This window comes from Halobacteriovorax sp. RT-2-4 (assembly GCF_047085445.1).
Taxonomy (GTDB): Bacteria; Bdellovibrionota; Bacteriovoracia; order Bacteriovoracales; family Bacteriovoracaceae; genus Halobacteriovorax_A.
In genome coordinates this window covers 168975-191134 of sequence record NZ_JBKIXY010000001.1, presented here as the reverse complement: position 1 = coordinate 191134, position 22160 = coordinate 168975, and the positions used below count along the sequence as shown (strand labels likewise).

Below are 22160 nucleotides of genomic sequence, written 5' to 3'. Positions count from 1 at the left end.
ATTTAGGTACTTACTAAATGTTTTCTAAGAGATGTCGATACGTAAACCATGGAAATTAGGGGTATAGACCTATTTAGCTATATTGATTATCGTCAATACTTAGAAGATATCTATCTAAGTCGTAAAGCAGTCGATAAAAAGTATACATTTGGCCGTTGGGCCAAGGAGCTTGGAATATCAAGTGTCTCAGGCCTAACCATGATTATAAAAGGCCAAAGGCATCCAGGGCCACAAATTACGGCCATGCTCATTAAGAATCTTGAACTCAATAAGAAAGAGGCCGAATTCTTTCAAACCTTAGTTGATGCTAAAAAGAATTCTAAAGGAGATGAAGAAACCTTTAAGGCCATAGTAGAAAAACGTACTTCTGATGTAACAAGATCTGATCGACAGGTTGAATTTAAATGGGAAATGGCCCTTTTAAGAGAAATGCTTAAATGGAGTGATTTTAATACGATTAAAGATCTTAATTCTAAAAAATTAATCTATAAAGGTCATGAAGATTACGCACAAATCATCAAACAAATGAAGAGTGCAAAAATCATCAATATAGAAAATTCTAAAATCTATCTGAACAAAGATTATACCCCACAATACAAACTTGATATGTCACAGTTCTTACCTCTTCATAAAGAGATTTGTGAACTATCAAGTGACAGCTATTACCTTCCAAAAGAACAAAGGGTCTTAGAACACTTTCTAATCAATGTGAAAAAGTCTGAGCTTTCAAATGCTAAGAAAAAGATCATGCAGTTTATCGATGAATTTACAGAAGAGTTTGACTGCGAAAATGGCAACAGTGAAGAGCATCAAATCTTTACATTATCGACACTCTTCTTTCCTTTCACTAATTAATTGCACCATTTGAAATGAGTACAGATGACAAATTACCAGGGCCAAGGCAATGAAGCCTTATTTGCATATACTTTTCAACTTGTGTGTGCCCTATCAGTGCACATTGAGAAGGTACTGCATAATTATATTTTAGCATCCTACTTAAACTCTGATCTTCACTTGTAATCAAACGAATATTATCACCGAAAAGTCTTTGCATATCAGTATAGATAGCACCTTGAGTCGGACTGATTTGGCCCATTTGAAAGAGCTGAGAAAAATTCCCCCCCGGAAAACTTGATTCACGGTTTATGGCCGTTTTCGAAGTTCTAATAATTTTTTTACCATCAGTAACAACTAAATGAATATGATAACGACCTTCAATGTAAACAGAGTAGGCTTCATCTTCTTTATAGACGGCCAGAATTGAAGCTAAAGGATCATTCCAGTCACTTTGGAAACGAAGAGTTCTTCCCCCATCAGAGAGCTTAAATGAGAGTTTATTCAACTCCTGCTGGCGTGTAATAAGATACTCATCAATAAAATCACCATTGGCCGTCGATCTTATTGTTGCAATATTAGATTGATGAATCTGGAGAGATCTTCCCTTTTTATCAATTGTAAAAGAGTCGATATCATCAAATACGATTTCATAATATTCATTAAATGTAACTTCTCCAACGGCGTAAACAAGCCTAACTCGCCCACTATTTTGAGAGGATTTATCTTGTTCAAGATAAGATACGAATTGTAGTTTTTTGAAGAATGGAAGATCAAGCATCTTTCTTAATTTAGAATCAAATTTATATGATTCTAGAGTTCGAATCTGCAGTTTCAATTTTTCCTCTTCAAGAGAAGGTAAAAGGTAATATGGCCTTTTCTTTTGGATATTATTCATAAAATCAATTGGATCTGCATTATTATCAATTTGTGGTAATTCAAATACCTTACTTACAAGCGGAACCAAGACTGTTCCCAACTCTTTAGTTTGGGCCTTGATAAAATTGAAATATGGCCTACCACGATTAAAATCAAGCCCACCAAATTGAGTCGCGTTTAAGCTCCAGCTTGAATATTTGCCAAATAACGGCCTACCTCTTGAGTCAAATGACTCAAGAATATACTCTCTATTATTAGCAGAAGTTCCATAAACTAGAATATCTAATTTACCATCAACATTCATATCGACTTTCATGACACTAATAACTTTTATGTCTTGCGAGAAATTGATTTGAAAAGGCTCAAATGATTTATTCTCTTCAGATAGATAGAATATGCTTTTTAATGAGCGACTATTTAAAACAAAATAGTCCTGTTCACTCTTGCTAGCATTGAACTCGATAACTTTTTGAAGTTGGGAACTCTTAATATTTGGAGCGATTCTTAAAAGAGCACCTGCTGCAATTTTAGAAATCTTCTTACTTTCAACAATAGGTAGTGGAATGAAGAATTGAGCTTCAAAAGATTTTGAAGAAAGAGATACTCCATCATGAATGAGCTCCAAATGAAGATTTTGCCAGCTCTCAATATCTAGGCCACTTAAATAAGAACTTAACTCTATTCGATTAAGGCCTTTATTTAAGTTATTCTTTTTACAACTTCTTGTGGGATCAAAGACAATTGAGGACAAACAAATATCCACATTTTCTAAAATTTGATTTGAATGAATATCAAAACTCATTTTAGCGAAAGGCTTTTTATTCTTATCAAATGAAACTGAAATACTATCGATATTCTTTGTTAGAAATAAAGGAGAAAGAAAAGTATTAGAAATCTCATTAAATGAATTATGAAAACGTTGATAATCAGGAGAATTCAATTCTGATGTCTCTAGAGTTCTTGAAGTTGCTTTAAGCCTTGCAAGAAACTCATAACTATTAGTCTTAACTTCTTTAAGCTTTGCTGCTGCAGCGAGGGCCGTGACATGAGCAATAGAAAATGATGTACCAGTTTTAATATCATAATTTCCGACACGTAGTACAGTCGACTCCATACTAGATGGAATCGTCCCAACAAGCTTCTCTCCAGGAGCAAATATATCTACAGTTTGTCCATAATTTGACGAGGATACTTTTTGTCCCTGAATATCATAACCTCCAACACAAACAACACCATTATAATTACATGGAAATATATTTCTTCTCTTATTATTATTTCCTGCTGAAGCTACAATTATAACGTTTTTCTTAAGTGCATATTCAATGGCACTTACTATCTGTGGAGTTTCAATGACTTTAGGAATACCAAGTGATAGATTGAGAACTTGTGCACCATTATTAACGGCAAAGGCAATGGCCTTTGCAATATAGCTAGAAACAACACTTCCCTCATGCGTAAAGCCTCTAAAGTTAGTAATCGCTTTAATTGGCATAATTTCAATATTTTCAGGAAGGAGTCCGTCAACGCCGATCCCATCTTTTTTAGCGGCCAATAGCCCGGCCACAAAAGTACCATGTCCAATATCATCTGAAACATTTCCATTTCCATCAAGAACATTGTAGCCACGACATGGTAGTGCCTTTTTCTCTTCATCACTCTTACCGATACAGCTTGGATAATTCCAAATATTGTCTTTTAGCTCAGGATGATCAACGTCTACACCAGTATCTATAACCGCTACGATAATTTTCTTAGAACCAAATGAAGCTAATTGCTTCTCTGTAAAGTAATTTACATCAACACCTTTTATACCCTCTATATTTTCAAATCCAAGCTCAGAAATTTTCCTAATATAAGACTGACCAGTATTTTTGATATTCCACTGTCTCCCAGAAAGATCTACTGCAAAAGCCTTCTGACTAGATAGAGCATATAACATGATAAAAAGGAGCATTATATTTCTTATTATCATTTTAGTGTCTCCCTATACCAAAGGCCTAAAACTTCGGCCTTAATCATTCCAAGGACAGTAACTAATTTATTAATTGGCCCACCAAAATTTCGAGAATTAATCTTCCCATACGAATTTCCAACAATAGGCTTAGTCATTAGCTCACTTCCAACACGGTAGCCAGAAAGTTGAGATTCAATATACATATTATCTTCACCGAAAAATTCGAGTAAAGTTCTTGCATCAACGTATTTAGCAAAGTAGTGACCAACATGAGCTAGACACTTAAGGCCTTTTTCAGTCTTTGCCTTATTTAAATACTTATTACACCAATAGAGCTTACTCTTAATTGGATCAAGGTCGCCACAACGTAGCTTTTCAGATATCGTTCGCCCGGAGTTATCATTGTCTCGATTTCCACCTCTAAAACAATTTCTGACTTTCATTTTTTGAGAAATCTTATCTAAATCTCTTGAAGTAATTGAGAGAATTTTTTTAACTGACTTATCAAAGAAGTGAATTTTACTCTCAAGACGAACAAAGTGCATATCACCAGCATCATTCGCATCTGAAGGCGTATAGAAATCAAGATTAAAAGCTTCATTCTCTTTTTTAAGATACTTCTTAATTGTCTTCTCCTTCATGATCGCCTTCTCATGAGTTTTACGATAGTGAAGATAAAGCTCATTCATGTTATCAAAGCTTGCCTTGGCATTTATATCACTTAGTTTAGATTCAAACTTAGTTTCATAAGTCGTTGCGGCCCCAAAAAGCTCTTTACCTGGATTTTGATAGTAGTGCTTGGCCTCTTCAATCATAGGGATATAGCTCTTATCAAAGCTTACTTCTAAATTATTAATAAATTTCTTTAGATGATAAGAGGCAATATTCTTTAAGAATTTTCCAGCAGCGATCCCATCCATTTCACCATAAGTCGATGATATTAACTTAATATTGACTTGATCCTTAATTTTCACAAAAAGCTCTGTAATAGACTTTAAAGTACGTGAAACAAAGAAAAGTAGATTTAGGTTAAAAGTAGAATCCTTTGAATGATTGTACACTTGAATATCTTCTGGCCCCATTGCTTCATTAGAACGATCTCTTAGAATAGAAAGGAACTTAACCGCATTTTTAGAAAATTCTAAATCTTCTTGTTCAGGGTCCATATTGATTTCATAAAACTTTAAATCAAGCTTTGACTTAATTGCGGCCGCTTCACTCATAATAATTGGAATTAAATATGAAAGGCCACCACGTGCCCTAACCTCACTAACATTGGCCTCATCATAGTAGACTTGAAACTTGTACTTTGACTTTCTTGTAATATGAATTCTTGAAAGTTCCTTATATTTTGTACTGATTGAACCATAACCGTTTGCAACTCCAAATAAAGGAGCATTTAGAGAAAGAGTTACATCAGGTACAACTGAAGTCGAAATAATAATGGACTCACCAACACCAAATTGCTGAGAAATTTCATTATAAATTGCGTGAAGATCCTCTCTTCTCGTTTCATTATCAAGGTCTGAGATATTGATTGACTGCTTAAGCTTTTCTTCAATATTACGAAGTGTCTTACCAACTAGCATATTCTTATATGGAGTCTTTACGGCCACTCTTAGGTCTTGAACTGGCCTTACATGCGTGTAACTTGTATTGATCCCAATATTTGGAAAAACTGACCCACCTGTTGTTTGAGAAATAAATCTTTCTAGGCCAATAAATAGGCCAAGGTTTGTTGTGAAGCCAATTGTGTCAGCAAGCTGAACAAAGTTGTCCGTACCAAGGCTTTGACCAACAACGATGTCTCGGCCAAATATAATATTTCCTCTAACAACTGGAGACTTCCAAGATGAGAAAGGTAGAGGTGGAAACTCTCCATGTTCCGCAAAATAATCAATAGCGTAGTCTTTATTTGCAAGGAAATCTTCTTGTAACCACTTAACCTTGGCCTTTGATAGATCAAATGCGCTAAGTCCTTCACTAATTTTGCCCGTAATCCATTTGAATGTACTACTTTGCGCTTCAGAAAAGAGAAAGGCCGGAATATCATCCATTGGCGACTTACTAGCACCGAAGCTAAACTGGCCAGCGTAACCTTCAAATTCATGTGGAATTAGAAATCCATCTTTAACAAGAGGGTCTTTAATATCCTTACTATATTCAATAAGTGGTGCATTTAATTTAAGTGTTGATATAAGGTTATTACGACGGCCAATAATCTTTTCAATTAATAGTTTTTCAACGACGGCCGGATAGTGTGACTGCTTTACGACTTGGGTAATCTCGTGGCGATTAAGATCACCGATTAATCGCGAAATCCATTTTACATCATCATAAGTAGCACTGAAATCAGTTGAACTAGGATACTCAAAAAGTAAGTGATCATTTTTTATTTTTAGAAAATTAAAAGAATACTTATTAATCGATTCTTCAAGATTTAGAAGTGAATAAACCACGATAAGACTTCTTAGTGTTCTTAAGTCTTTTGTGTCATTAATTGATGTAAGAGCAACATCATAGAAATCGTCTTCTTTAGGCTGCCTTACAAAGATATCTTTTAAAACAAGAAAATCACTTCCCTCTTCAACTAGCCAGTTTTTATAAGAAGCACCCAACTTAATTACTAGCTCAACATCTTTGAAGTAATCTTTTTGCTTTTCATCTTTGAAGTTAATTCTTATATTTTTAAGATACTTCGAAGCTGGAACAACATAACCTAATCTTCTAAGCATATTCTTTCTAAGAAGAATCGTATGAAGTGTTTTAGATAAATGTACCTGAAAATTTCCTTCTCCATTTTGTGCATTAAACCTCAAAACTCCCGCAGGAGAGCTAATCACACCAGAAAAATTCAAAGTTTCAAAGTCGTTAATTGGTAAGTTGAGATCATCTTTGTAATCGGAGAAATTATTGGCGCCATTCCAAAGATTAGATAAAACGGGAGATAGAGTTGAAAGATCAACTCCTTCGGCCTGAAGCTCATATGCTTGTTCTGAATCAATTGGCCCATATTCTATACTATAAAGATCACCTGCTGGAAGTGATTCACCATTAATGGCAACAAGTCCATCGGCGGCGTAAACTTTGGCCGTTAAGATCGAGATCAGTAAAATCAATATACTTAAATTTAATATTTTCATTACGTTATAAAATAACAATATTTGGCGCATGAGACCGATCTTTTGAAAGATCTACAAGTGCTGTTTAAGCGATGTACAAGTTCAAAATAAAAGGGCCTATTCAGGCCCTCTTAAATGTGTGGTATTTGGATATAATTTCAATTACTTATAATTCAATTGAAAGTAGCTCTGGAAGAATTACGTCTTCGATATTTTGAGTCGTTGTTCCTAGGTGTCCAGCTACATCATCAATGATTTGTTCACGTGCATTTAGATCATTTTTAGCTGCCATAAACTCTTCGATTGATTTACCTGTGAAGTGCTTGATATTGTTTGCGATTGCTTGTTGATCTTGCTCAAGTAGCTCACCATCTTTTGCATTATCAAGCATCTTTTTAACTTCTTTTTCCATCGTTACTAGAGAAAGTGCCTTATCAGCAGGAAGCTTGAAGGCCTGAGAGTATAGAGATGCTTTATTGAACATCTGTAGCTCTTCATCATTTGCGGCCATAAGACCTGTATCCATTGTCTCTTCTTCATCTTCATAGTAGTAACCAGTATCAAAACCTTGGAATACTGGATCACCAAATACATCAGATCCTACATAATCAACGATTTCATAGTTATCACCCCATCCATCACCGATGATTCCATAGTCCCAAGCATCATCTGATTGAATGTCACGGAACTCATCAGCTAAACCTTGGTTATTCGAATAGTAATCCCAATATGCAAGTGTTCTTAGGTATGTAATATCAACTGCTACGAACTCATTATACTTAGCATCGAAATAAACAAAGAAATCTTCTCTAAGAGAATCATACTGATCCTTCTCAAGAGTGTTTAGGTCATAGTAATAAGGATCAACACTATTAAGTGCCGATACAAAACCTTGTGCTGTCACATATGGAGAAGTGTATCTTCCATAAGTAGACGATGAACTTGAGCCTCCGCTCCCACCGCAAGAAACAAGTAACGTACCAAGTGCTGCAACCGCTAATAATTTTTTCATTTATACTCTCCCTCAAAAAAATTGATACCTCTGCTATTCAGCAAGGCCAGTCATTAATAAAATCTTCGTGATTTTAAAATTAGAATAATGAAACTAGTTCAAGATTCATGCCAACTTTTGTCTCATAAAGTTGATGTTTTTAGTACCACATTGGCCCTAAACTGGATTATTTACTGGTGCTTTAAGAAACTGTTAGAAATATCAGGTCCAAGATGCACCTTGCATCGCAAAATAAAGACACTGTGCACACCAATAAAGATTTAGGATCCTTTTAAGATTGACCACTTAGACAATATTACTTATATTTTATTTTTAAAATATAAAGGTTATTTCAAGATGAAAGAAGCTGTTGATATGGACATTGAGATTGTTGAAAAGAAGCTACTTGAGTACTTACCTCATTATGAAGCATTTTTTTCAAAAGTTGGCTTTAAAAGAATTGAAGGTGCCATCTTTGGTGTACTTGTCTATTCATCTAGGCCACTAGCTTCTGATGAAATTGAAAAAATCTTAGGCTTATCTCAGCCTGCAGTCTCTAGTGCTCTAAAGACTCTTGCGACTTATAAAATGATCATCACTCATGATCACCCAGAAATTAAACGTATGAAGATACATGAGGCCAATGATGATGCCATCAATATTGTCTCAAATATCGTAAAGAAGCGTGAGCTCGAAATAATCGAAGAATTTGAAAATATCACACAAGAATCTCTTAAATTTGTTCACGATGAAAAAAGAAAGAAGCGCTTAACTAACATCCTAACAACGACTCGATTTGCTAGGTCTCTAAGTGAATTTATCATCTCTATTAGCAAGGAGCTTGATAATCCTTATATGGCCATTGAAAAGTTTCCAATGGTCACTAAAGTGCTGAAGAACTCACTGACAGATATTAATCAAATAAAGTCAGGGATCACATCTGGTTTAAGGAACTCTTTCCTTAATATTGTTTCAAAAATAGAAAATGAAAAACATAGTAATAATGGAGTTAATGAATGAACTTATCTCGTGTTGTCATCACGGGTGTAGGCCTTACTGCACCAAATGGAAATAGCTTAAATGAATTCCGCTGCGCTCTTTTAGAGCAAAAGTCGGGAATCACTTATGAAGAAGTACGTTTTATGGGCCAGATCCCTGTAGGAAAATGTGACTTTGACGAAAGAAAGCACCAAAAAGGAAAAATGAGAAAACGTGGAACTCGCGTCGGTGGAATCTCTGTCTACTGCTCAAAAGAAGCGCTCGATGATGCTGGACTTGATCTTGCAACACTTGATAAATCAAGAATTGGTATTTACTTAGGTATTACAGAGCACGGACCTGTTGAAACTGAAGAAGAGCTTTTCCAATTTTATAAAAACAATGAAGAAAAGCCTGAGCTTTGGACTCATCACCATAACCCAAGAACAGTTGCAAATAATCCTGCAGGGGAAGTTTCACTAAACCTTGGAATTACTGGACCTCACTATACAATTGGAGCTGCGTGTGCGGCAGGAAATATGGGACTAATTCAAGCAGTTCAAATGCTTCAACTTGGAGAAGTTGATCTTGCACTTGCTGGTGGAGTTTCAGAGTCATCGAACTCATTTGGTAACCATGTATCTTTCAAAGCACAAGGTGCACTAGCAGATTTTCCAGAAGATCAAACGCGTGCCTCGCGCCCACTTGATAATAATAGAAATGGAATCGTTATCTCAGAAGGTGGATGTGTCTACACTTTAGAAAGATTAGAAGATGCTCTAGCTCGTGGAGCTAAGATTTACGGAGAAGTTGCAGGTTATCATACAAATAGTGATGCAACAGACTTTGTTCTTCCTAATCCTGAGCGCCAGATGGAATGTGTCCACAAAGCAATAGCAAAAGCAGGTATCACAATTAATGATATCGATATTGTGAACCTTCATGCAACTGGTACAAAGATGGGTGATATCCAAGAAGTAGCAGGAATAAAAGAAGCTTTTAAAGATGCACCAGAAGTTGCAGTAAATTGCACCAAAGGTTTAATTGGACATGCAATGGGTGCGGCCGGAGCACTTGAGCTTGCAGGGAACCTACCTAGTTTTGAAGATGGCCTAGTACACCCATGTCACAAGATTGATGAAATCGATCCTGAGTGTGCAATGGATCAGCTTGTACTTGAAGCACCACTAAAGAAAGACGTTAAATATATCCTTAACAACTCATTTGGGATGTTAGGAATTAATTCAACTTTAATTATAAAAAAATACGAAGCTAAGGCTTAACTTTAAATTATCACAGGAGAAAAATATGACACCAGAACAAGTAAGACAAATCGTAGTTGATATTATCGCAGACATTGCAGTTGATGACGATGTAACTTCAATCGATGATGCAACTCCACTAAGAGATCAACTAGACCTAGATTCAATGGACTTCCTTGATATCGTAATGGAACTTAAGAAACAACACTCAATTGAAGTACCTCAAGAAGATTACCCTGAGCTAGCTTCAATGAACTCTTGTGTTGCTTACCTAACACCAAAATTTCAATAAATTTAATAAGGGCCACAACCGTGGCCCATTTATAAAGTAAAAACTATGACACAAAAATATGATGTAATTGTAATTGGCGCTGGAATGAGTGGACTTGCAGCAAGCATTCGCCTTGCTATGTTTGGCAAGAAAGTTGTGTGCTTAGAAAAACACTCAATCTCAGGAGGGCTTAACTCTTACTACCGTCGCGGTAAAAGAAATTTCGATGTTGGCCTTCATGCCCTAACAAATTTTGCGACCAGAGGAGAAAGAGGAAAACCTCTAACAAAACTTCTTAAACAACTAAGAATTCCTTGGTCAGAACTTGATCTTATTGAACAGAAACAATCAAAGATTATATTCCCTGAGACAACACTGACATTTACAAATGACTTTGCAGTTCTTACGCAAGAAATTGCAGACAAATTCCCAGCATCAATTGATGAGTTTAATCAATTTGTTGCCTATATTAGAGACTTCAACGAAGTCGCCCTAAATAATGAAACTTATATGGCAAAAGATGTTGCCAGAAAATATATTAAGAATGAAAAGCTAATTTCCATGATTTTTGCTCCGCTATTGATTTACGGATCAGCATGGGAAGATGATATGGATTTCTCTCAATTTGTTATCATGTTTAAGAGTATCTACCTTGAAGGTTTTGCAAGACCTGATGGTGGGGTTAGAAAAATCATTAACCTCTTACTTGATAAGTATGAAGGACTTGGCGGAGAACTTCGTTTTCGCGCAGGTGTTGCTTCTATTAACACTAACTCAGATAAAGTAACGAGTGTTACTCTTGAAAATGGTGAAATCCTTGAATGTGACAAGGTCATCTCAAGCATGGGACACCCTGAAACCATGGCGATCACGCAAGGCCAAAGCGCACAAAAGGTTGCAGTAGGACCGATGACTTTTTGTGAAACAATTCTTTGTCTTGATGAGCGACCAAAAGACTTTGACATGAATGATACTATTCTTTTCTATAACGAGAGAGAAGATTATCAGTATCGCGGGCCAACTGAATTCATCGATAATAAAAGTGCCGTAATCTGCTTTCCAAATAATTTTGCAAGTGATGATAGTAATGAGGGAGTTATTCGCCTTACCTATATGGCAAATTATGAAAAATGGAAAGAGTTAGTAAACTCAGATCGCAAAGCCTACCTTGCGATGAAAAATGAAGTTTATGAGCAATCACTTCAAACTTTAAAAAAGATATATCCAAATGCCTCACTTGATGTGAAATTCAAAGATGTTTTCACTCCACATACAATTGAGCGCTACACTGGACACCTTCGTGGATGTGTATATGGATCAACAGATAAGCTAAGAGATGGAAGAACTCCAGTTGAAGGACTTTATCTATGCGGAACGGATCAAGGCTTCCTTGGGATTATCGGATCCATGCTAAGTGGAATTTCCATGGCAAACCTACATGGATTAATGGAATAAAAGGCACCATATGAAATATAATAATGTTGTAATAGAAGACTATGCATACATCGAACCGCCAGAGGTTCTAACAAGTGATAAACTTGAAGAGCTGCTCTCACCTCTTTACACGAGACTAAAGCTTCCACAAGGAAGGCTTGAGCTTATGACGGGAATCAAATCACGTGGTTTTTGGCCTAACTCAACTAGGCCAAGTTCAATTGCAACAGAAGCTGCAAATAAACTCTTAGATAAATTATCTAAGAAAGGAATTAAAAAAGCAGATGTAAATCTTCTTATCAACTCAAGTGTATGTCGTGACTTTCTTGAGCCATCAACAGCATCAGTAATACACTCAAATTTAGAGATGCCTAGCGAGTGCATGCTCTTTGATATTTCAAATGCTTGTCTTGGAATGGTGAGTGCTTGGGAAGTGGTTGCCAATATGATTGAAACAGGTGCGATTAAAAGGGCCATTATTGTTTCAGGTGAAAACAGCGCTCCTCTATTAGAAAATACTATCAAAACTTTAAATGAAGACGAGTCAATTACAAGAAAGTCTGTGAAGAAATTCTTTGCAAATTTAACAATTGGTTCAGCAGGTGTCGCCTACTGCCTTGCTCACAAAAGCGAAGCACCAAGTGCGCCGCAAATTACTTCTATTACAAATCGTAGTGATTCAGCGGCAAATAAATTATGTCAAGGTGATGGGAATCCAGAATCTTTAGTAATGGAGACGGATTCAGAGGAATTACTAAAATATGGAAAGGCCCTTGCAAAAAAGACATTTACTGACTCAGGACTTAATCAAGACGAGATTGATATTGTGATTGGCCATCAAGTAGGAAAGGCCCACAAAGAAATAGTCTTGGGGGAACTTGGTCTACTTAATCATAAAACTTTTGATACCTTTGATACATTGGGAAATACCGGATCTGCCGCACTACCAATCACTCTTGCAATGATGAATGACATTGAAGGAATTGAAAAAGGTAAGAAAATTGCCCTTGTAGGCATTGGGTCTGGGCTATCATGCTCAGTACTAGGAGTAAGTTGGTAATGAACTGGAAAACAGAATATCCATATAAGAGTAACTTCATCGAAATTGAGAATAAGAATTATCACTATCTAGACGAAGGAAATAAAGATGCTGAAGTCATTGTTATGCTTCACGGAAACCCAACATGGTCGTTCTATTACAGAAATATTGTAAATGAATTAAAAGATACATACCGCTGTATTGTTCCAGATCATTTTGGTTGTGGACTTTCAGATAAGCCACAAGATTATGACTATACATTAGAGAATCATATTAACAATGTATTGACTCTCCTAGATAAATTGGGAGTGAAAAAATTTAAACTACTTGTTCATGACTGGGGTGGTGCGATTGGAATGGGTGTTGCAACATCACGCCCGCAAGATGTAACTGGTGTAATCTTACTAAATACAGCAGCATTCAGATCTCTTGATATTCCAAAAAGAATTGCCCTTTGTAAGCTGCCTGTAATTGGAGAGCCAATGGTGCGTGCATTTAATGCATTCGCTTGGCCTGCAACTTTTATGACGACAACAAAGCCTTTAGCAAAGCATATTAAAGAAGGATACCTTCATCCTTACAATAACTATGCAAATCGTATTGCGACAGCTCGCTTTGTAAAGGATATCCCTTTATCAAGTAAACATCCAACATATTCGAAGCTTTCTCAAATTGAAGACAATTTGAAAAATGTAACATGCCCTAAGATGTTTCTTTGGGGAGCTCAAGACTTCTGTTTTAATATGGATTTCCTAAAGCGTTGGAAGGATTTTTACCCTGACAGCAAGTATGTAGTATACCAAGATGCTGGCCACTACGTGATTGAAGATGAGAAAGAAAATTGTCTTAAGGAAATAAAAGGTTTCTTAAATGAATATCGCGCATAGGATCGAAAATTGGGCCCAAAAGACGCCTGATAAAATCTGTTTAAAATTCCCTAAAAAAACTGGTAGTGGTTATCACTATGATGAGCTGACATTTAAAGAATTTAATCAATTAAGCTCTCACTATGCAGCTGCATTAAACCAGGAAGGAATTCAAAAAGGAGACAAGGTTCTTTTATTTGTAAGGCCATCTTTTGACTTTCCTGCCCTAACATTTGCACTTTTTAAAATTGGAGCAATACCAATTTTAATTGACCCTGGAATGGGACTTAAAAACCTTTTTAAAGCGATAAAAGATGCAAAACCTGACTACCTAATTGCAGTAAATATTGTTCATATCCTAAGAATGTTTAAAAAGGATAGCTTCAAAAGTATAAAAAAATATTTTACGACTGAAGGTAAACTATTTTCACATTTAACAACAATCAAGTCACTAAAAGAAAAAGATCAGCTAACATATGATACTGAGAAAGTTGAAAATTCTGATCTTGCAGCAATTCTTTTTACATCAGGCGGAACAGGAAGACCTAAGGGTGTAGAATACACTCATGAGATCTTTAATCGTCAAACTGATGTCTTACAAGAACTCTTTGGCTTAACACCTGAAGATGTTGATGTACCAGGCTTTCCCCTCTTTTCATTTTTTACAATGTCGATGGGGATGACGAGTGTCATTCCAGATATGAACCCAAGCAAGCCTGCAAAATGTAATCCTGAGGCACTTGTTAAGAATATTAATGATAATGGTGCCACTTTCATTGCTGGCTCACCAGCAATTTGGGAGCGCGTTGGGGACTACCTAGAGAAAACCAACCAAACACTAAAGACGGTGAAATATGTCGTCATGTTTGGAGCGCCAGTTAGAAATGAAGTCCATGAAAAACTAATCGCTCGCCTTGAACGAGAGGATGCTGACACTTATACACCTTATGGAGCAACTGAGTGTTTGCCTGTGAGCTGCTTTAATGGAAGAGAAGTCTTAACGAACACACAATTTGAGACGGCACAAGGTGGTGGAACTTGTATAGGCCTACCTTGTCCTGGTGTCGAAATTAGAATCATTAAAGATGTTGATGGTGTTATCAAAGACATTCAAGATACTAAGCAATTAGCAAAAGGTGTTGTTGGGGAAATTATTGTTCGTACAAAAACTGCGACAGCAGCCTATCATGAGCTTCCAAACAAAACGAGAGAAGCTAAAATTTATGATGGTGATACATTCTGGCACCGAATGGGAGACCTTGGAAAGATAGATGCACAAGGGCGTGTATGGTTTTATGGAAGAAAGGCCCATCAGGTAAAGGCCCACGCTACGACATACTACCCTATTTCAACGGAAGCGATTTTCAATAAGCACCCTCAAGTAAATAAATCGGCACTGATTTGGATTTTAAAAAATAACCGTGTTCGTCCTGCCCTGAGTATTGAACCGAAAGGACGAGTTCTTAATAAATCACGCCTTAAGCAAGAGCTTAAGATTATGGCAAATAAATATAGTCATACTAAAGATATAGATGAGATCTACATCTGTTCTAAATTTCCAGTAGATATTAGACATAATATAAAAATTGATCGCAAAGCACTGGCCCAAATGGCACAACAGGGAAAACTTAGGTAATTAAATGAAAATACTCGTCACAGGTGTAACAGGCTTTTTAGGCTATCATATTGCAAAGGATCTTTTGGCCGCAGGTCATGATGTATTTAACTTCTCTAGACGTGAAACTGATGAAGTTAAAGAGCTGGGTATAAAAACACACCAAGGAGATCTTACCAATTATCAAGATATCAGAAACGCATTGTCTGAAATCGATGCTGTTTTCCACGTTGCCGGAAAAGTTGGGATGTGGGGAAGAAAAGAAGATTTTGAAAGAATTAATATTGAAGGAACAAAAAATCTTTTAAAAGCAATGAAAGAAGCAGGCGTTAAATATCTTGTCTACACGAGTACCCCAAGTGTTGTCTTTGGAAAAGATGAAATAAAAAATGGTGATGAAGCCTTAGAATATCCAGAAAATTATTTGAATGAATATGCCAGGACAAAATCTATTGCGGAAAAGCTTGTCCTTGCAGCAAACACTCAAGATCTTCTAACAACAGCAATTCGCCCTCATTTAATCTACGGAGAAAGAGACAAGAATATCATCCCTACTCTAGTTGAAAGGGCCAAGAGTGGACGATTAAAAATAATTGGTCATGGAGATAATCTCGTCGATATTAACTATGTCGAGAATGCCTCTTATGCGCATGTAATGGCCCTTAATGAGCTAGTTGGAGAGGCCAAGAATAAAGGTAAAGCCTATTTTATTGGTCAAGAGCGACCAGTAAATCTATGGCACTTTATTAATGAACTACTTATGGCAAAAGGAGTTGCTCCTTTAACAAAGAAAGTACCATTAAGGATAGTCTACATTATTGGTGCAATTTGTGAGTTCATCTATAAGTTAATCGGTAAATACGATGGCCAACCGGCAATGACAAGATTTGTGGCCCTTCAAATGGGAACATCTCATTATTTTAAACACAATAACGCATTAAATGATTTTGGCTATTCTCCAAGAATTTCAATCGACGAATCAATTGAGAAGATAAAAAACTAAAGCACTTAAGATTAAGCGATAGATCAGAAAGTAGCTGAATTGAATTCGCTTAATCAATTTCATAAAGAAATGTATTGTCGCAAGGCCTACAAGAAAAGAAACAAGAACGCCAATAGCACAATTTAAAACCTCAAATTGAGCGTCTTGTGGATTGCCAATCAAGTTGTAAGACTTTAATAAGAATGCGGCAAAGATTAAGGGAAGAGATAAAAGGAATGAAAAAGAAGAAGCATCCTCTTTTGAAAGCCCTAGAAATCGAGCTGCCGTTATAGTTATTCCAGAACGAGAAACACCAGGAAAGATTGATAGAACTTGCGAAAGGCCTATTACAATTGAAGAAGATGCCCTAAAGCCTTCCATATTTTTATTCGTCTTACCGATTCGATCTGAAATAAAAAGTAAAATACCAAAGAACGCCAAATTAAATGCAATAAAGACTTCGTTTCGGCCATAAGTTTCGGCCGTAGATTTTAAGATTAGGCCAAAAAAGCCCGTGAAGAAAGTTGCTATAATAAAGTTCTTAGTAAAGTTATCGCAGCTTTTTCCGGGAATAAAAAATAAGAAAGAGTTCTTAGCAATTCTTCTCACATCGTGATGAAAATAGATACCAACCGCAAGAGCAGTCCCTACGTGCATGGCCAAATCAAAGAAAATACCAGGGTCTTTAAACTCATAGATAAAAGGTAGTAGAGCGAGATGTCCAGAGCTAGAAACTGGTAAAAATTCTGTTAGCCCCTGAATAATTCCATAGACGACTGCCATCCATAATGTCATCTCTCAACTTCCTTTGTTACTTCTTAACGCTTGCGTTTGCGCTTACTTTTATTCTTTTTAGTATTTTTTGACGTATCTTTTTTCTTGTCTTCAGAATTACTCTTTAATTCTGAAAGCATTTTTGCATCCTTTAATTTTAGAGCAAGTAAGATATCATTAAAACCTTTTATTGTTGCCTTTGAATAAGAATTTACATTTTTTTCCATTGCTAGTTGAAAAACTAATGCAAATCGCTGTAAGGCCGAACGTACACTAGAAATATAATTATCATTTCCAGACTCTATCGCTCTAATTGCATCTTTCTTGTAATATTCAACTAGGTAGTTCTCTAGTCCACGGGAGTAGTTTTTCGAGATCTCGACTTGTGAATTATTAGAGATAAGATCAAAACCTGCCAATGGATTAAAAATCTGATCTTTTACCCAAATTGCTAAGCGTTCACTTACTTGCTCTCCCCATCTTGCTTTAAAAAAAAGAGCATTTGCAAAAGCAGTTTGCGCTTTATCATTATCAAGGTTTCTGTCCCAAATGCTTTTATAAACGACAGGCCTTAGAAGTGAAAGGCTGAAAAAAGTCTCACGGTAAATTATATTTTCACCTGAATAATCTTTTTTTCTAATCAGGATATTTTCACCACTTTTAATAAAGTCGATATAATTATCATTAGTTATTTCAAGTAACTTCTCTAATTCTAACTTAAGTTGAAGATAAGGAAGGAATTGAAAATGACCCCTTAATAGTAAACTCGGAATACTTTTATAGTTAACGAGAAATGCATTTGAAATCAATTCAAATAACTCCAAACTAGCTCTACTACTTAAATAGTAAAGTTCATCATCTCCCCTTTTTGATAACTCCAATACTTTACTCAACTCGGGATAATACAGATCAAATAGAAACAGATTATCACGAGCAATCTTAACCAACGAATAAAGATCAAAGCGAGAAGAAATTTTAAAGATTCCCTTATTATTAAGCTTCGTATCCCAAATAGAAATTAGTGGACGATAAATCGTTTTCGAATCAACTTTTCTAATTTCAAAACTAGGCCTAATTGTAAATCTCGAATTATCTAAATTTGTAAAACTTGAAAATCCCAAAGATGTTGAGCCAATTTCAGCAAAAGATTCAAAATCAGTTATTTCACCCTCAACAAAAGTTTTTAGGCCGAAATCAACAAACTGCGAGCTAAACAATTGTTGCTTATACATTAAGGCACTAAATGGAGTTACTCCAATTGCAACAACACAGATGATTGTGGCCATGAGATAAGAGACTACTTTTGACTTATATGTAATTCGGGATGCTGTAAGCCTCACACTAATTGGAGACTCAATCCCCTTTGCAAAAACATCAAGTAATAAGCGTACTGGTAAGAGAATCAAGCGCATGATTGCACCCAATCTCTTTTGCATGGCCGTATTAGCAATGATCCTTACACCACAAAAGTATTGTCCAATTGTTATGCTGAAAAATAATGAGCAATAGAAAACGTAGAGAAAATACGTCATCAGATAAACATAGAGATGCTGTAGTGAAGCGCTTAGATTTTTTATCGAAAAAATAGCATTTGTAATGGATAAGATAAATTCACTACCAAGTAGAGCATAACTTATAAATAAGCACAGGCATAAATCGATGATGGTAGCAGTAATTCTTAGGTAGCGATTTGAATAAAACGTCATAGATAAATCAACCAACGGCCACTATTTTTGGCACTGAAATTTTAAATATTCTCAATTATAGAAGTATTTTAACACTATGAAATCTCATGTTCCATCACATAAAATCAGCGACTTATTTGCACCCCTGGCCATTTTATTAACCAATTTATTAGGTCAGGCATCGATTCATTAATAAAATAAAGAAAATTACTAAAATGTCGATAAGTATAAAGCATTGAATTGACAGGGGAAGTAAAGTGAAAAGATTAACGAAGGCCAAAGAGCAAAATAACTTAGGAAAGAAAGGAACGAGTTCCTCTTTCAAAAAAGTTAAAGTTAGCGTAATGGCACTGACTCTTATTCATTCATCTATTCCAATGAGCGCATTCGCTTTTAAGAAAAATGGTGAGTCTTGGTCAGAGTTCACGTCTGGTTCAGGTATGAAGACGGTTATTGGTGGTCTAAACATGATTGGGGATATCTCTCAACAAATGTACAACCAAGGACGTCTTTCAAATACAGAGATCCAAGCACTTCAAGCTTTCAACAAGTCAAAGGCCGATGCTCAACAAAAGCTTCAGTCTAGAAGAATGCACCCTGCATTTAATTGTCCTCTTGCACCTGAGCCAATCCTTGCACCAAACGGAGCTTGTAATATTGGTGGGAATCTAAAAATTCCAGAGCAGGCACTAGAGTTTGGACAAAATATTTTAAACGAATATACAAGTTTTCTAAAACCAAGAAACACACCTCCTTACATTGGATCTCAATGTATCGAAGATGGTATGAAGAGTATTCAAGATAACTTTGCTTCAATGACATCTCAGTATGATCGCATGATTGAACAATTCGAAGCAGAGCTTAAGCAAGTAGCAGAAATTCAAAAGAAGAATAGAATCAAAATTAAAGAAATCCATGCCCTACTAAATGGTGGTGGAAATAACGTAAGTCAGGACTTTATTAATACTGACTTTAACAAATTAATGCCTGCTTCATGTGTAGAAGCATATGATGTAAATAAAATCATCAAGAAGCAAGGTGGCCTAGTAGGATTAAAAGATAGAATGAGCAGTGATGACCGTAAAGCAAAGCGCTTTAGAGGAAGCTCTCTTATCACAATGAGAAATCAAATTGAGTCTGATAAGAAGAAAGTTGCTCAAAGACTTGCTACAGGTGGATATGATGAAGCATTAAGAGAAGACCTTTTCAAAGGTACTCAATTTGCTAACCTATTCTCATCTGCAAGAACTTTTGCTGCTCAAAATACAACAGCAAAACTTAAGAAAGTTCAAACAATGCTTTCTAGTCTTGGTGTAAGCGATGCAGACCTTCCAAAATTTGATGATCCAAGTTTTTTAATTAAAGTTGATCGCTTAGCTTCAAAATCAGAAGACTCATACAAAGAAAAATTCATTATCGAATGTATGACAGGTAAAAATGCCGCGGCCTACTCGACTCCAATTAACCAAGCAGTTAACTCATTTGATAACGTTAGACTTGGGAACCAAGGTGATACACTATCATCTTTTAAAAGAGCTGCTTCAAATGCCTTCTCTGATCCGACTTCATTATCTTCTTTAGATAGCGTAGCAAATTCATTTAATAATAATGATATTAGAATCACTGTTTCTAATAGCAGTGGAAAAAGTGTGACAAAAACAGCTAGAGAATACTATAGCGATATTAAAAATGAATGTGTGGCCATCTACAATGGTGACCTTAAGCCAGCTGGTGATGTAGCAAACCTTGAAACATACCGTGCTGAAGCGAAAGCACTTAAGGCAGAAGCTAAAGAACTTCAGTCTCTTACAAAGAGAACACTTGCCTCTGAAGGAAGTGGAAGTATCATGGCCGAAATCGATGAGCTTATTTACAACTGTAATGGAAATGCAGTTGAGCTTAGCAAGTGTGGCCCAGATGTTTACGAAACTTCTAGTAAATCATTTTGTGTAACACAGGCCGCAGCTTGTTCAGACAATGTTAATACATGTGCTACTTTTACAGAAACACTAGTAAACGCAAAAACAGCAGAACTTAAGCAAAAAGCAGACGTCTACAACGCACAAATGCAGCAATACGAAAATAAAGCAAAAGCACTTATGGCGCAAATGCAAGCACATATGCAAAAAGTTTCGGATCATGCATACAAAAATATGTTCCCTAACCTAACACCAGAAATGGCAAGAGCATATGGTATTCCAGCTTCTTCAGGTTTAACTTTTGGAAAACTTCAAGACCTTGATCAAGCAATGGATGAAGCTGAAACGAAAGGTATTCTATTAGAAAAAGATCCTGAAGTCTTTATGCGTGACCTTCTTGCAGGAATGAATGGTAACAGTGCAAGCATGAGAGCAGACCTTAACAAATGGTTTGAGAATCAAAATACTCACCTAGCTTCTCAAGTTGAAAAAATTAACCAGAGCCTTCAAGAAGAAAGAGGAAAATGGCAAGAGTTCGTATCGAACTGTGCCACTGCAATTAACGACAGAAATCAAGCAGCTCAAAAAGCAGCGAAAGAAGGTGCAGAGAAAGCTGCCGAGGCATCACAACAACAGGTTGAGTTCTGTTACAAGTTAAAAGGTCTACAGGACTCTAGTCCAGGACCAGGTTGTACTGGAGACAATAATGCAAGTGATCTTTATTCAGATGCAACTGAGATCGCTTCAATCCTACAGGCCCAAGCAGGTGGACAGTCACCTCTTCAAATGGCAATGAATGGTGGATCATCAAGTACACTAATTTTTGAACAAATCTCTGAGTATAAGAAGTTATGTGCAAGTGCATCAGCGGAAGGAAGTATTCCATCAGATGGAGATTCTAAAGAGTCAACAAATAGTGGTAAATCTCTAGCTCAGCTACAAAGCGCTTGTTCTAATAGTGGACAAAATGATGAGCAACTTATTACATCTCTAACAGACAAGTTAACAGACAACCTATCTGAAGATGAGAGTAAGTATAAAGAAGAGATTCAAAACTTTATCAAAGAAGATACTCAAATGAGTGAAGATGCTCTTAAGGAGATTTCTGATAAGAACCTAATTATCGCTCAACAGATTCAGTCTCTTAAGAATAGAGCATCAGAAATTAGTGGTGATTATGATGGAAAAGGTCTTTGTAAAATGCTCTCTTCTGGGCGTGACCAATACGTTGGTAAACTATGTGACAGCAAGGCCGATACAGCAAAAGAAGAATGTATTACGAGAGAAAGAAAAGACTTTGAAAAAGATAAGTTAGTCGCTTTAGGAGTTGCTTACGAGGCCAAGATTATTACTCAAATTAGCTCTCCAGGACTACAAAGTGAATGGAACCGTATTGGTGAGAAATATAGTGGAACTGCTTGTGCGGCCATCAATGGTTCTCAATACGGTCAAAAAGGATTTATTCCAGGACTTATTGAAAAGATCGATCGTGACCTAGCGTCAGATGGAATGATTCAATAAGACGAAAAGAATAAAAGATTATATTGATTCAAGG

15 protein-coding genes are annotated in these 22160 nt (G+C 36.2%); 10 read left to right on the top strand and 5 right to left on the bottom strand.

Annotation, left to right across the window (positions count from 1 at the left end; translation table 11 throughout):
* The first annotated feature begins 48 nt into the window (after window positions 1-48).
* Complete coding sequence (locus tag ACMAYL_RS00900; protein ID WP_103217115.1) at window positions 49-855, top strand: TIGR02147 family protein; 807 nt, start codon at window positions 49-51, stop codon at window positions 853-855.
* Here the strand turns inward: ACMAYL_RS00900 and ACMAYL_RS00895 are convergent.
* The 3 genes from ACMAYL_RS00895 to ACMAYL_RS00885 all read right to left on the bottom strand — a co-directional run bounded on the left by ACMAYL_RS00895 (window position 848) and on the right by ACMAYL_RS00885 (window position 7801).
* A complete protein-coding gene (locus ACMAYL_RS00895; RefSeq protein WP_412470589.1) occupies window positions 848-3685 on the bottom strand; it encodes a S8 family peptidase in 2838 nt (945 codons plus the stop codon). The two genes, ACMAYL_RS00900 and ACMAYL_RS00895, sit on opposite strands and share 8 nt — an antisense overlap.
* On the bottom strand, window positions 3682-6810 hold the full coding sequence (locus tag ACMAYL_RS00890) for a hypothetical protein (protein WP_412470588.1): 3129 nt from the start codon (window positions 6808-6810) through the stop codon (window positions 3682-3684). The genes ACMAYL_RS00895 and ACMAYL_RS00890 overlap by 4 nt, the downstream gene beginning before the upstream one ends.
* Window positions 6811-6955: 145 nt before the next feature.
* On the bottom strand, window positions 6956-7801 hold the full coding sequence (locus ACMAYL_RS00885) for a hypothetical protein (protein WP_103217112.1): 846 nt from the start codon (window positions 7799-7801) through the stop codon (window positions 6956-6958).
* A 336-nt stretch (window positions 7802-8137) separates the two neighbouring features.
* Here ACMAYL_RS00885 and ACMAYL_RS00880 point away from each other — a divergent pair, with 336 nt between their 5' ends.
* Genes ACMAYL_RS00880 through ACMAYL_RS00845 form a run of 8 tightly spaced genes read left to right on the top strand, consistent with a single transcriptional unit; the run spans window position 8138 to window position 16248 of the window.
* Window positions 8138-8800, top strand: a complete 663-nt coding sequence (locus ACMAYL_RS00880; RefSeq protein WP_103217111.1) for a GbsR/MarR family transcriptional regulator — start codon at window positions 8138-8140, stop codon at window positions 8798-8800.
* Window positions 8797-10041 (top strand): beta-ketoacyl-[acyl-carrier-protein] synthase family protein, encoded by a 1245-nt coding sequence (locus tag ACMAYL_RS00875; RefSeq protein WP_103217110.1) that lies wholly within the window; start codon window positions 8797-8799, stop codon window positions 10039-10041. The genes ACMAYL_RS00880 and ACMAYL_RS00875 overlap by 4 nt, the downstream gene beginning before the upstream one ends.
* Window positions 10042-10066: 25 nt before the next feature.
* Window positions 10067-10312, top strand: a complete 246-nt coding sequence (locus ACMAYL_RS00870; RefSeq protein ID WP_103217109.1) for an acyl carrier protein — start codon at window positions 10067-10069, stop codon at window positions 10310-10312.
* 45 nt (window positions 10313-10357) lie between these two features.
* Window positions 10358-11746, top strand: coding sequence for a phytoene desaturase family protein (locus tag ACMAYL_RS00865; RefSeq protein WP_412470587.1), 1389 nt, complete (start codon window positions 10358-10360; stop codon window positions 11744-11746).
* Window positions 11747-11756: 10 nt separating this feature from the next.
* Entirely contained in the window at window positions 11757-12785 is a 1029-nt protein-coding gene (locus ACMAYL_RS00860; RefSeq protein ID WP_412470586.1) for a 3-oxoacyl-ACP synthase III, read from the top strand.
* Window positions 12785-13651 (top strand): alpha/beta fold hydrolase, encoded by an 867-nt coding sequence (locus ACMAYL_RS00855; RefSeq protein ID WP_412470585.1) that lies wholly within the window; start codon window positions 12785-12787, stop codon window positions 13649-13651. The genes ACMAYL_RS00860 and ACMAYL_RS00855 overlap by 1 nt, the downstream gene beginning before the upstream one ends.
* Window positions 13635-15266, top strand: a complete 1632-nt coding sequence (locus ACMAYL_RS00850; protein ID WP_412470584.1) for a fatty acid CoA ligase family protein — start codon at window positions 13635-13637, stop codon at window positions 15264-15266. Before ACMAYL_RS00855 ends, ACMAYL_RS00850 begins: the two co-directional genes overlap by 17 nt.
* Window positions 15267-15270: 4 nt before the next feature.
* Window positions 15271-16248, top strand: a complete 978-nt coding sequence (locus tag ACMAYL_RS00845) for an NAD-dependent epimerase/dehydratase family protein (protein ID WP_412462544.1) — start codon at window positions 15271-15273, stop codon at window positions 16246-16248.
* Here the strand turns inward: ACMAYL_RS00845 and ACMAYL_RS00840 are convergent.
* Entirely contained in the window at window positions 16225-17022 is a 798-nt protein-coding gene (locus ACMAYL_RS00840; RefSeq protein ID WP_412470583.1) for an undecaprenyl-diphosphate phosphatase, read from the bottom strand. The genes ACMAYL_RS00845 and ACMAYL_RS00840 overlap by 24 nt on opposite strands.
* Window positions 17023-17045: 23 nt before the next feature.
* Window positions 17046-18707, bottom strand: coding sequence for a hypothetical protein (locus ACMAYL_RS00835; protein ID WP_412470582.1), 1662 nt, complete (start codon window positions 18705-18707; stop codon window positions 17046-17048).
* Between the two features lie 236 nt (window positions 18708-18943).
* Here ACMAYL_RS00835 and ACMAYL_RS00830 point away from each other — a divergent pair, with 236 nt between their 5' ends.
* Window positions 18944-22126 carry a hypothetical protein gene (locus ACMAYL_RS00830; protein ID WP_412469480.1) on the top strand — a complete coding sequence of 1061 codons (3183 nt, stop codon included), beginning with the start codon at window positions 18944-18946 and terminating at the stop codon, window positions 22124-22126.
* Window positions 22127-22160 lie beyond the last annotated feature (34 nt).